This is a genomic window from Cytobacillus sp. FSL R5-0569 (assembly GCF_038007265.1).
Lineage (GTDB): Bacteria > Bacillota > Bacilli > Bacillales > Cytobacillaceae > Cytobacillus > Cytobacillus kochii.
The window spans coordinates 3,051,782-3,064,373 of sequence record NZ_JBBOWW010000001.1 but is presented as its reverse complement, the minus strand read 5'-3'; the positions used below and the strand labels follow the sequence as shown (position 1 = coordinate 3,064,373).

Sequence of the window (12,592 nt, the reverse complement as noted above, 5' to 3'; positions counted from 1 at the left end):
GGAATTATGGTAAAGTATGTTCAACTGAATAAAGGGTTAAAGGATAACAGAATAGACAGTTTCTTAAGGATTCTGTCTATTTCTTCATTTTAGTCCGATAAAAATAAGCATCAATTCTTTGATTAGAGAAGTAATGGACGAAAGAGGGGAAAGCATGTTTTTTCACGGTACATCAAAGGTAAATGACAAAGGACACTTAGAAATTGGCGGTGTTGATACAGTAAAATTAGCTAGTAAATATGGCACGCCTGTTTATATTTATGATGTAGAGTTAATAAGAAGAAGAGCACGTGGATTTAAGAAAATGTTTCAGGAAAATAATATAAAGGCACAAGTAGCCTATGCAAGTAAGGCTTTCTCTTCTGTAGCGATGATTCAGTTAGTGGAAGAAGAAGGATTGTCTTTAGATGTTGTTTCTGGAGGAGAACTATACACTGCCATTAGGGCGGATTTTCCAGTTGAACGTATTCATTTTCATGGGAATAATAAAAGCCGTGAAGAATTAGAAATGGCGCTTTCCTATAATATTGGTTGTATCGTCATAGATAATTTCCATGAAATGAACTTATTAGAAGAAGTAGCTATATCAATGAATAAGCGCGTCGATGTGTTACTAAGGATTACTCCAGGAATAGAAGCGCATACACATGATTATATTTTAACTGGGCAAGAAGACTCTAAATTTGGTTTCGATTTACAAAATGGACAGGCAGAGGAAGCATTAAAAATCGCCCTTAATTCCCAACACATCCATTTACTTGGGTTCCATTGTCATATTGGTTCACAAATCTTTGAACCAACTGGATTTATCCTTGCCACACAAAAAATCTTTGCCAAATTGAAAACGTGGAGCCAAAAATATGATTATGAATCTGAAGTTCTTAATTTAGGTGGAGGATTTGGGATTAGATATACAGAGGAAGATGAACCACTCGCCCCAGAAACGTATGTAGAGGAAATTATCAAGGAAGTAAAAAAACAAACAAGCCATCACGGGATGACTTTACCTGAAATATGGATTGAACCTGGAAGATCACTTGTCGGTGATGCTGGCACAACCATCTACCAAATTGGCTCATCAAAAGATGTTCCGAATGTAAGAAAATACTTGGCTATTGATGGAGGAATGAGTGATAATATCCGTCCTGCTCTCTATCAGGCACAATATGAAGCTGTTCTTGCTAATCGTGTCCTAGATGATATAGAGGAAAAAGTCTCTATCGCAGGTAAATGTTGTGAATCCGGAGATATGCTTATTTGGGATTTGCCACTTCCGAAGGCTGGAAACAACGATTTGTTAGCTGTTTTTTGTACAGGTGCATATGGTTATTCAATGGCAAATAATTATAATCGTATCCCTCGTCCACCTGTTGTGTTTGTGGAAGATGGAGAAGATCGATTGGTCATTAAAAGAGAATCATTTGAAGATATGGCACGGCTAGATTTACCTTTAAAAAACAAGGTTAATCAGTAATTAACATGAACCAAGAAACTTAGGTGGGTTTCAGAATCTTCATAAGGGACTCACCTATTATTCTACTTATTTGGCGAACTCCTTCTTTTAACATATTGGAATGTAGAAACCTTTCATGTACAATAAAGATGAATGTATATCAAAAGGGGAGCTACTGAAGAAAGTATGGATAAAAAAAGTAATATTATGTTATTTGTCTTTATTTTAGGTATAGCTTTTATATGGGGGCTTATTTATTGGTTATTTATTGCCCCGCAATCATAACTAGTTCCATTTCAATCTATAGATACATATGATAAAATAGTTTATGTTAGTTGTGAAATGGAAATAATAGCAAATAAACGGTTTTACTAATAATGAGGGGTTATCATGTTAATACGCTATAAAAAGTCTTTTGAGAAGATTGCTATGGGACTTTTATCTTTTATGCCAAAAGAAAAAGTATTAAAGCAGTTGTTACAGACGATTAAAGAGTATGAAAGTGAAGAAAATCTGCAATTGTTTTTGTGGAAAGAAGACGAAGATATTATTGGGCTAGTTGGTGTATGCTTATCTGATCATCATATTGAAGTTCGTCATATATCAGTCAACCCTTCTCATCGTCAGCAAGGAGTCGGTAAGTCGATGATAAAAGCATTAAATGACACTTATCCACATAAAGAACTAACAGCGGACAATGTTACAGAAGCCTTTTTACAGAAATGTGAAGAGATAAATAAAGGCAGCGAATAATTTTCGCTGCCTTTTAGCGATGTCTTTGGAGGGCTTTCTCTCTTTCTGCGATGACATTTGACCGATCTCTTTTCATATGTCGATGAACAATTTCTTCGTTTTCAAGATTGCTTTCCTGTCCCCATCGGAATCCTTTAGAATTACATGTCTTTTTGACCTCATCTAATAAGGAAACATCGTTTATAGGGAAGTAATAGCTTTTATAAGGAAAGGCCTTATCAATTTCTTCTTGCATTGTGTGTATATCATTTAACAGTTGTTGATGGTCAATACCAAGTTGTTTTACTTCTTTTGGATATGACGAAAGAATAAATGCTGCTTTTTGCAATGTTTTTTTAGCACCATGAAAATTCCCTCTACGATGATGATAATTAGACACGGCGACTTGAATCAAGCCAACCCAGATGGATTGCTTGTTTCGATTGTCTACTTCTTTCCAATATTCCTCTAAAATTTCGTGGCATTCAAAATAATCACGATCGCCGTGATAATGAGCTAAATAGTCAATAAAAGCTTGGGGATGCAAAGTTACACTCCTCCTTCAAACATACAGTTGATTAATTTCATGGTATCATATAATAATGATGGAAAAAAGAAATGCCTGGCAAATTACAATGCCAGGCAATGTCTATTTACATTAAAATAACCAAGAAGCGCCTACGATAATAAGTAGGATGAAGAGAACAACGATTAAAGCAAAGCCTGCACCGAAACCGCCACCATAGCACTCTTCTTCTCTATGATGATTGTCACCATAATTTTCTCTGGACATATTTATACCTCCATTAGTACCTAATTGTCATTACCTTCTCATTGTATGTGCGTAGTTTGTCTCATGTTTGGGCTTAGGATAAAATAAAAAGTAAGTTTCTAAAAGTTGAAAAAAGAGTCCGTTGTTGAAGGAAAGAATTATGTTGGATTCGCTACGTTGAATCATCTATACTGTATAGAGTAAAGAAATAATTTTATAGAAATTTTGGTGGAACATATGGAGCATTATAATGTAAAGATTAACGCCTTCGAAGGGCCGCTCGATTTATTACTGCATTTAATTAATCGGCTCGAGATTGATATATATGATATTCCAGTAGCAGAAATTACTGAACAGTATTTAATCTATATACATACTATGCAAGAATTAGAGCTGGATATAGCAAGTGAGTATTTGGTTATGGCTGCCACGTTACTCGCTATCAAGAGTCAAATGCTACTCCCAAAGCACGAAGAAGATAACTATGACGAAGATATTGATATGGAAATGGAAGAAGATCCACGAGATGAACTCGTTGAAAGATTAATAGAGTATCGTCGTTTTAAAGAAGCAGCCGAGGACTTAAAGGAACTTGAACAAGAAAGAAGCTTATTATACACAAAAGCACCGAGTGACCTTTCTGACATGGCAAAAGAAGTGAAAATGGAACAGACCCAAGTCGACGTATCGCTTTACGATATGTTAGGTGCGCTGCAAAAGTTATTAAGAAGAAAAAAATGGAAAGAACCACTTGCAACGAAAGTAGCCAGGCAGGAAATTCCGATTGAAAAAAGAATAGACGAAGTTATACGTACACTTAGAAAAAGTAATGGCCGTAAAAACTTTAATGATTTATTTACTGCACATTCTAGAGAAGAAGTTGTTGTAACCTTTCTAGCTGTTCTAGAGTTAATGAAAAGACAGGCTGTGCTCGTTACACAAGATAATAACTTTGCAGAATTGTATGTAGAAGTAGCGGAGGGAAAGTAAGTGAGTAAGAAAGAAAATTGGAAAGCCATTTTAGAAGGGCTTTTATTTGCAGCAGGAGATGAAGGACTTAATTTGAAATCGATTGCTTCGGTATTTGAAGTGAGTGATCAAGAGGCAAGTGAAAGAATGAATCAATTAATGACTGAGTTAGCAAATAACCAAGGACGGGGATTACAAATCATTGAAATTGGTGGGTCGTATCAATTAACGACTAAAAAGGAATTAGCTGACTATTTAAAGAAACTCGTGGAAGCTCCTTCCTCCCATTCTTTATCGCAAGCTTCTTTAGAGACATTAGCAATTATTGCTTACAAGCAGCCCATTACAAGAATTGAAATCGAGGAAATTCGTGGAGTGAAGACAGAAAGACCATTACAAACACTTGTGGCAAAAGCATTAATCAAAGAAGTAGGAAGAGCTGAAGGTAATGGTCGTGCATATTTGTATGGCACGACAAAGGGTTTCTTAGATACATTTGGATTAAAAAGTTTAAAAGAGCTGCCAAAGCTACCTGATCAAGGAGACGAAGAGTTTGAGCAAACAGAAGCAGATTTGTTCTTTGATACATTAAATAATGTATAAGTGAAATAATTCTGAACAATCAACAGCTCATTTATGTTAATATAAAAACATTAAGGGTGATTTACTTGTTTAGCATAATTAAACACCAAAGGCATATATACATAATGTCAGATGGTACAAAAGAAAATTATTTCCCTTAATAAATTTATGTCATCAGCAAACTTCATTATTATCAATCACGATGCTTATCAAAAAGTAGATTGAATCTGAAGGAGGGTTCTGATTGTTCATTCTGCAATCGAAAGGATGGTCGCTTGAAAAAACTCTTCCTAATTCCTTCGAAGATTTTTTTAATAAAAGTGAAGTCATTTATGAGGAAGATGGAGAGGAAAGAAAATTCACATTAACTTATTTGCAGTACTTTGAAGAAAAGCTTGATCAATTGACATCATATGAACAGTCAGTAAGTGATAGAACTTTTAAGGATATTGCAGCGCTAGCTTCTCTTCTCAATCATCCGGAATTGAAGCTGAGAAAACGGTTATTTATAAGTGATGAGTCCGCTTTTATACGGTTATTTGAGGGATTTGATTTTAAGCAAATATCTAACATAATAGAAACAATGATGCAGAATAAATGAAGAGCTGATATAAACAAATTGGCTGAAGAACGAAATGGATAAAAGAGTAGCTAAATATACGGGAGGAAAATGATGGGAAATTCTATAGTTGAATCACAAATGGAAGATGTGCAACAATTCCTTAGTAATACGGTAAGCACTTTTGAGAACTTCTTAAATGAAACAACCTTGTCGGTACTTAAAGAGGAAGGACAGGGTGATGAGCGATATTATAAAAGCATTTTATCGAATTTGAGAAAGCTTCTAGTGTTTTGCGAGGAAGGTCATGAAGCATGTCGCATCATACTCATGAGTGATCAATTTCAGCGGGGAGCAGCTGAGCAAACATTGTATAAACTTTACCATCATTGTATTGAAGAGTTTTTCTCACCTAAAAATGATGCGTGGTATGAGAATAGTCGTTCAGCGTATACAGGAAAGAATTCAATTCGTTTTCATCACGAAGTACCCGTTCGCCTTGAGAACCTATTTAGAGGATTAGAAAGCGATTTCCAAAAGATAAGAGAAGAACTAGAATACTACGAAACAGATTATCGTACAAAAATGATGCAATCAAAATAAATATTGAAATACTTTAGAATGAGCTAAGGCACGGACAAATTTGTTCGTGCTTTTTTGTGTCTATAGCGTTCAAAATGATAAGCATCATGTAGAATGGCTAAAAAACGATATTATTTATCATTACTATACATATGATGTAGTGAAGAGGAGGGATTTAGCTTGAATCATCGTATGAATGAATACTTAAAGAATGTGTTTCAATGGAATGAAGATATGAGGGCTTTTTTGGAGAGTGAAAATATTGAAGAGAGCAACGAGCTATGGGATAAACTTGATCATATGACAGCCATTATGGAGACAATTGATCATAGTATGGGAGACAAGGAAATAGAAGAAATTCACGAAAAAGTAGAAGAACTTCACGGTGAGATGGAACAGTATTTCAATCACCGATTATCACTTGGACAAATTTATGTTAATGAAGTAAGTGTACAAGCTGGAAAGCATGAACTTCCACCTTTACCTTATGGATATAATGCTTTAGAACCGTATATCTCAGAAGAAATCATGAGATTACATCATGATAAGCATCACAAAAGTTATGTGGATGGACTGAATAAAGCAGAAAAAGAATTAGAAAAGGCGAGAAATTCGGGCGATTTTTCTCTAGTTAAACATTGGTCAAGAGAATTGGCTTTTAATGGATCAGGCCATTATTTGCATACGATATTTTGGGGAAATATGAGTCCGCAAGGTGGTGGAGAACCTACGGGGGAATTAAAAAAAGAAATAGTCAAATACTTTGGTAGCTTTGAAGCTTTTAAAAAACATTTTACAGAAGCGGCAAAGCAAGTAGAAGGTTCAGGTTGGACCATTCTTGTTTGGTCTCCGAGAGCTAGACATTTAGAAGTATTACAATCTGAAAAACATCAAAACTTAACACAATGGGACACGATCCCGTTACTAGTGTTAGATGTATGGGAGCATGCCTATTATTTACAATATAAAAATGACAAAGGTGCTTATATTGAAAGTTGGTGGAATATTGTAAACTGGGACAATGTTTCAAGAAGGTTTCAAAAAGCACATGAAATGAAATGGCAGCCTTTTTAAGAAAATAGTACAAGAAAACAGGCAGTTGCTTATGTTTTTTACACCCCGCAAGAGTATTGAGCTCTCATCTCTTGCGGAACCTCAATCATAGTCAGTCAACAAAGTCCAAGTGATCCAACAGTTTACAATACCCGTATCCTTACCCCAATTTGAATGAAGTTCAACTCCTTTCGATGAAGGTTGATAAAATACAGACTACTAATTTATGAACCGATCGCCATGAATCTGTCATAACAAAACTTGTCCTGCATAGAATTGTACAAACCATAAAATGAGACGGGGTTTGTGCGATGAAGAAATGGAAAAACCTAATCACTATTCTCATAATGTCCACCTTATTGCTTAGTTTAAGTCCACAACTAGTAGAGGCGAAGCCCTCTGTTAGTGCTAGAAATGCAGTATTAATCGAACAGGAATCAGGTAGAATTATTTATGATAAGGCAGCCAATGATCGAAACCGGATTGCTAGTATAACAAAAATTATGACAGCAATATTGGCGATTGAATCAAATAAGCTAGAAGAAGATGTGAAAGTAACTGATACGATTTTAAAAGCAGAAGGCTCATCCATTTATTTGAAACCGGGGGAAGAAATCAAACTAGAAGATTTGGTTTATGGCTTAATGCTTCGCTCGGGTAATGATGCGGCAGTTGCGATTGCAGAGTATGTAGGCGGAAGCTTAGATGGCTTTGTGTATTTAATGAATCAGAAGGCTGAAGAAATAGGCATGACAAATACGCATTTTGAAAATCCACATGGGCTTGACGATCATGAAAATCACTATTCAACTGCCTATGATATGGCGTTACTTACTCGCTATGCAATGAAAAATGAGACGTATCAAAAAATAGCAGGGACAAAATCTTATCGATCTGAAAACAGAGATTACAGCTGGAATAATAAAAATCGTTTATTGACCCAGCTTTATAAATATACAACTGGTGGAAAGACTGGTTATACAAAAAGAGCAAAAAGGACTTTAGTAACAACAGCGACAAAAAACAATCTTGATCTAATTGCTGTTACGTTAAATGGACCGGATGATTGGAATGATCATATTGCTATGTATGAGGGTGCATTCGATCAATATGAACAAGTTGAAGTATTGAGTGAAGGGAGAATTAAGGGGGTAGAATATGCTTTCTACAAAGATAAGGTATCACTGCACTCCTCCTTTTCATACCCGGTAACAGAAAAAGAGAAAGAATCTTTTCGGATTAAATATAATTTCATTGAACCGAAAGAGAGTTGGAGAAAAGGTGAAAAATCACCTGAAATAGTAGGAAAAGCCGTTGTTTACTTAAATGATGAAGCAATTAAAACTTTGCCTATTCACTATAATCAGGCTGGAGTTAAAGAAGAAAAAGGAAAATTTTTTGATTACTTCAAACATCTGTTTATAAGGATATTAGGAGTACAACAACATGATTAATGTTATATGGGCAGGGTTAGCGATCATTGGTATCGTTTTTGCCATGATTAATGGAACTATAAGTGATGTAAATGAAGCGATATTTAAAGGGGCAAAAGAAGCAGTCACATTATGTATTGGTTTAATCAGCATATTAGTCTTTTGGCTAGGAATGATGAAAATAGCCGAACATGCAGGTCTATTAGACAAGCTGGCTAAACTATTTAAACCATTTATATCAAGACTTTTTCCGGATGTACCGAAAGATCATCCGGCAATGGGCTATATATTATCGAATATGATGGCCAATTTGTTCGGCTTAGGGAATGCTGCTACACCTCTAGGGATTAAAGCAATGGAACAATTAAAAGCATTAAATGGTGAAAGTACAGAAGCAAGTCGTTCTATGATCACATTTCTTGCCATCAATACATCAAGTATTACATTAATTCCAACAACAATTATCGCCATCCGCATGAATTACGGGTCAGCTAGTCCAACTGACATCGTTGGTCCTACCCTTATAGCGACAATTTGTTCGACCATTTCCGCTATTTTGATTGATAGATACTTTTATTACAGGAGATCACGAAAAGGATGAGATAGATGGAAATAGTATCTTTAATTTCTCTTTGGTTTATTCCCGTACTTATAGGTTTTATATTAGTCTACGCGACGTTTAAAAAAGTACCGACTTATGAGAGTTTTGTAGAAGGTGGGAAAGATGGCATTAAAATTGCTATCTCAATCATTCCTTTCTTAGTAGGTATGATGGTAGCTATTGCTATCTTTCGAGCATCAGGTGCATTAGAATACTTTCTTGATTTCATCAGACCATTATTTGTGGCTATCGGGATTCCAGCAGATGTTGTCCCGCTCGCTATTATTCGTCCAATATCAGGTAATGCTGCCTTAGGAATGACAACTGATTTAATAGCTGAACACGGACCAGATTCATTAATTGGAAGAATGGCATCTGTCATTCAAGGGAGTACAGATACAACCTTTTATGTATTGACTGTTTATTTTGGAGCAGTCGGTATTAAGAAGATGGGTGATGCGTTGAAAGTTGGCCTATTAGCAGACTTAGCAGGTTTTATCGCTGCCATCCTTATTGTATTACTTGTCTTTTCATAATGTAGTCTTTTATTTATAAAAGAGGAAGCTGAACAAATTTGGATCATTTGTTTGGCTTTTTTTTGTGCAGTGTGATAACAGCTTACTACAATGCTTCTTTTATGTTAGAATTGCCTACTAACTGTTCAAATTCAAAGAGAAGGGAATGACTATTGTATACTTAGTTTAAAAATGTACAATTTGGTTAAAAAATGCGCTCTTTGAAAAAACTTGAACTTATGGCATAATTCATATGGACAGTAATAGAGATTTTGAGGTGACTGATAATGGAAAGATTACAGAAAGTCATAGCCCATGCAGGGGTTGCATCTAGGAGAAAAGCGGAGCAACTTATTGTAGATGGCCGTGTAAAGGTTAATGGTAAAATTGTAAAAGAATTAGGGGTGAAAGTGACACCTTCTGATAAAGTCGAAGTTGATGGTATCCCGGTTGAGGGTGAAGAGCCGGTTTATTTTCTTCTATATAAGCCAAGAGGTGTATTATCAAGTGTTGCGGATGACAAAGGTAGAAAAGTGGTAACCGATTACTTTGAACATGTGAAACAAAGAATTTATCCAGTGGGTCGATTAGATTATGATACATCAGGATTATTATTATTGACGAATGATGGTGAATTCGCGAACTTGCTTATGCATCCAAGAAATGAAATTGAAAAAGTATATGTAGCGAAGGTAAAGGGCATTCCTTCTAAAGAAAGTTTAAATCATTTACAAAGAGGTGTCCGCTTGGAAGATGGAAAAACGGCTCCTGCACGAGTAAAAGTGCTTAGTAGTGATAAACAAAAACAAACAGCGATAATCGAATTAACGATTCACGAAGGCAGAAACCGTCAAGTGAGAAGAATGTTTGAGGCTGTTGGTCATCAAGTGCAAAAGCTTAAAAGAGAAAGATACGGATTCCTTCAATTGAACGGACTTTCAGCGGGCGGGGCAAGAGAACTTACAGCACATGAAGTAAAGCAATTTAGGGCATTAGCTAAAAAGAGTACAGGTAAATAAATGAAAAAGTCATAGAGTTGTCACATTTCCTTCACACCGTTTACAAGGACTGTTTTCATACTAGTGATATAATAAATACCAAATTGTTAAAATAATGCTAAAAATTTGTGTCTTAACTTTGGGAGGAATTTTTCATGAAAAAACGACGGCTCGTTATGAGGACAGCGATATTAGTGATTCTATTTGCAGCCGTTGCTTACACGCTATATGCAAACTTTAATAAGGATAATGTGCATAAAGTACAAATAGGTAAAGAAGCTCCTGATTTTGTATTAGTCGATATGGATGGAAAAGAGCATCAATTATCTGACTATAAAGGCCAAGGCGTTTTTTTGAACTTTTGGGGTACTTGGTGTAAGCCTTGCGAAAAAGAAATGCCATTTATCAACAATCAATATGAACAATTTAAAGATCAAGGGGTTCAAACAATCGCAGTAAACATAAGTGAATCGAATCTAGCAGTGAATAAGTTTATTGAAAGACATGGCATGACTTTTCCGGTAGTCATTGATAAAAATGAAGATGTAAAGGCAGCATATGGAATCGGTCCTTTGCCTGCGACTTTTCTCATTAATCCTGAAGGTGAAGTCGTGAAATATCATACGGGGACTTTGACAGAACCAATGGTAAAAGATTTTATGACGCAAATCAAACCGTAATTATTGGGGAGTTTTTATGATGAAACAAGTAAAGTGTGAATGTGGCCATGTAAACCCTCATGGTACAGTCCTATGTGAATCATGCGGTCGTGTGTTAGTAGAAGAAGAGAAAAGTAAAAAGCTCGTTGATATGCGTTATGAGGGCAGTGCGAGAAGGTCACAAACGTACAACAAAACAATTATTGATAAAATATGGAACTTCTTTTCTTCTGTTAAAGTAGGGGTAACTTTAATCATTATTACATTAGCCGCTTCAGCAATTGGTACCATTTTCCCGCAAGAAATGTATATACCGCCTACAGAAAATGCATCCGTTTATTATGAGGATCAATACGGGTTTGCTGGGGAAGTGTATTATACGTTAGGATTTCACAACCTGTATAGCTCATGGTGGTATTTATTGCTCATTGCTTCAATTGGCGTATCTCTGGTTATATGTAGTCTTGATCGTGTCGTACCTCTATACCGTGCCTTGAAAAAACAAAGAGTCGATCGGCATGAAGGGTTTTTAAAACGCCAAAGATTATATAGAGCTACAACCTTGGCTTCTGTAGAAGAGGATTCATTTGAGAAAATCAAGGCGAAACTAAAGGAAAAACGCTACAACATAAGAGAAGAGAATGGGAGTATACTTGCTGAGAAAAATCGATTTTCAAGATGGGGCCCTTATATAAACCATATTGGGTTGATCATTTTTTTAATTGGAGGCATGTTGCGTTTTGTGCCAGGAATGTATGTTGACGAATTGCTATGGATCCGTGAAGGTGAAACAGTCGTTATCCCAGAAACAAAAGGCGAGTATTATCTGGAAAATCACGAATTTATTCTAGAAACTTATGAAAAAGAAAAAGAAAATGAAGCGTTTTCAACAGCGATAGAAAACAATGGTACAGTCGCGAAGAACTTTCAAACAAATGTGAGTCTTTACAAAGAATCTGGAGAAACAATTGCAGGGCAAGACCCAGAACTAGAAAAGGTAGAAGACTATGAATTAAGGGTAAATGAACCTTTAAAGTTTGAACAGTTTGCTCTTTATCAACAAAGCTATAAACTAGGTGAGCTAAGCGAAATGTCGTTTGCTTTAACGAATAAAGAAACAAATGAAGAATTTGGTCAAATGACGATTGATTTACATAACCCACAAGATGAATATACATTTGAAAATGGATACAGTGTTGAGCTAATGAGCTATTTCCCTGATTTTGAATTTGATGAAAATTCAGAGCCAGTCACGAAATCACGCGTGCCGAACAACCCAGCGTTTATCTTTAAAATGTTCTCACCCGAACATCCTGATGGAGAAGTTAGCTTCGTTGCTATACAACAAACGATTGAACCATATGGTGATAATGACTTAAAGATGGCCTTTAAAGGAGTAGACACGCAAAATGTTAGTGCTTTGACCGTAAGAAAAGACTTAACACTTCCTATTCTAGCTATAGGTGGTCTCATCTTCATGATTGGTGTCGTGCAAGGTGCATACTGGAACCATCGCAGAATATGGGTTAGAAGGTTAGGAGATCAAGTTTTAGTTGCGGGTCATACAAATAAAAATTGGCACGGACTTAAGAGAGAGATCACCCATGTATTTGATGGTAGTGGTATTCAAGAACCGATTGACCAATCAGATGAAACAACAAATAAGAAGGGTAAGGAGGAGTAA

15 protein-coding genes are annotated in these 12,592 nt (G+C 35.9%); 13 read left to right on the top strand and 2 right to left on the bottom strand.

The window, feature by feature from the left end; all coding sequences use genetic code 11:
• Positions 1–154 precede the first annotated feature (154 nt).
• Together lysA and MKX78_RS15510 are read left to right on the top strand one after the other, a co-directional pair.
• Positions 155–1,474, top strand: a complete 1,320-nt coding sequence (lysA, locus tag MKX78_RS15515; protein WP_307313001.1) for a diaminopimelate decarboxylase — start codon at positions 155–157, stop codon at positions 1,472–1,474.
• 369 nt (positions 1,475–1,843) lie between these two features.
• Positions 1,844–2,206 (top strand): GNAT family N-acetyltransferase, encoded by a 363-nt coding sequence (locus tag MKX78_RS15510; RefSeq protein WP_095372704.1) that lies wholly within the window; start codon positions 1,844–1,846, stop codon positions 2,204–2,206.
• A gap of 13 nt (positions 2,207–2,219) precedes the next feature.
• Here the strand turns inward: MKX78_RS15510 and MKX78_RS15505 are convergent, their stop codons facing one another.
• The gene (locus tag MKX78_RS15505) at positions 2,220–2,732 is read right to left on the bottom strand and encodes a DUF309 domain-containing protein (RefSeq protein WP_095372705.1); all 513 of its coding nucleotides are present in this window, start codon (positions 2,730–2,732) and stop codon (positions 2,220–2,222) included.
• Between the two features lie 111 nt (positions 2,733–2,843).
• A complete protein-coding gene (locus MKX78_RS15500) occupies positions 2,844–2,978 on the bottom strand; it encodes a YjcZ family sporulation protein (RefSeq protein ID WP_095372706.1) in 135 nt (44 codons plus the stop codon).
• 216 nt (positions 2,979–3,194) lie between these two features.
• Between MKX78_RS15500 and MKX78_RS15495 the strand changes: the two genes are divergently transcribed.
• The 11 genes from MKX78_RS15495 to resB all read left to right on the top strand — a co-directional run bounded on the left by MKX78_RS15495 (position 3,195) and on the right by resB (position 12,592).
• Positions 3,195–3,947, top strand: a complete 753-nt coding sequence (locus MKX78_RS15495) for a segregation/condensation protein A (protein WP_095372707.1) — start codon at positions 3,195–3,197, stop codon at positions 3,945–3,947.
• Complete coding sequence (gene scpB / locus MKX78_RS15490) at positions 3,948–4,529, top strand: SMC-Scp complex subunit ScpB (RefSeq protein WP_095372708.1); 582 nt, start codon at positions 3,948–3,950, stop codon at positions 4,527–4,529.
• Positions 4,530–4,752: 223 nt separating this feature from the next.
• Positions 4,753–5,109: a hypothetical protein gene (locus MKX78_RS15485; protein ID WP_341051554.1), complete on the top strand. Its 357-nt coding sequence runs from the start codon at positions 4,753–4,755 to the stop codon at positions 5,107–5,109.
• 72 nt (positions 5,110–5,181) lie between these two features.
• Positions 5,182–5,670, top strand: coding sequence for a YpuI family protein (locus tag MKX78_RS15480; protein WP_095372710.1), 489 nt, complete (start codon positions 5,182–5,184; stop codon positions 5,668–5,670).
• 171 nt (positions 5,671–5,841) lie between these two features.
• Positions 5,842–6,723, top strand: coding sequence for a superoxide dismutase (locus MKX78_RS15475; protein ID WP_341052766.1), 882 nt, complete (start codon positions 5,842–5,844; stop codon positions 6,721–6,723).
• A 290-nt stretch (positions 6,724–7,013) separates the two neighbouring features.
• Entirely contained in the window at positions 7,014–8,156 is a 1,143-nt protein-coding gene (locus tag MKX78_RS15470; RefSeq protein WP_307313009.1) for a D-alanyl-D-alanine carboxypeptidase family protein, read from the top strand.
• On the top strand, positions 8,149–8,736 hold the full coding sequence (locus tag MKX78_RS15465; RefSeq protein WP_095372712.1) for a nucleoside recognition domain-containing protein: 588 nt from the start codon (positions 8,149–8,151) through the stop codon (positions 8,734–8,736). The genes MKX78_RS15470 and MKX78_RS15465 overlap by 8 nt, the downstream gene beginning before the upstream one ends.
• 5 nt (positions 8,737–8,741) lie before the next feature.
• Entirely contained in the window at positions 8,742–9,272 is a 531-nt protein-coding gene (locus MKX78_RS15460) for a spore maturation protein (RefSeq protein WP_095372713.1), read from the top strand.
• A 266-nt stretch (positions 9,273–9,538) separates the two neighbouring features.
• Positions 9,539–10,270: a 23S rRNA pseudouridine(2605) synthase RluB gene (gene rluB / locus MKX78_RS15455; RefSeq protein ID WP_095372714.1), complete on the top strand. Its 732-nt coding sequence runs from the start codon at positions 9,539–9,541 to the stop codon at positions 10,268–10,270.
• A 134-nt stretch (positions 10,271–10,404) separates the two neighbouring features.
• Positions 10,405–10,929 carry a thiol-disulfide oxidoreductase ResA gene (gene resA, locus MKX78_RS15450; RefSeq protein ID WP_307313012.1) on the top strand — a complete coding sequence of 175 codons (525 nt, stop codon included), beginning with the start codon at positions 10,405–10,407 and terminating at the stop codon, positions 10,927–10,929.
• Positions 10,930–10,948: 19 nt separating this feature from the next.
• Entirely contained in the window at positions 10,949–12,592 is a 1,644-nt protein-coding gene (gene resB, locus MKX78_RS15445) for a cytochrome c biogenesis protein ResB (RefSeq protein WP_095372715.1), read from the top strand.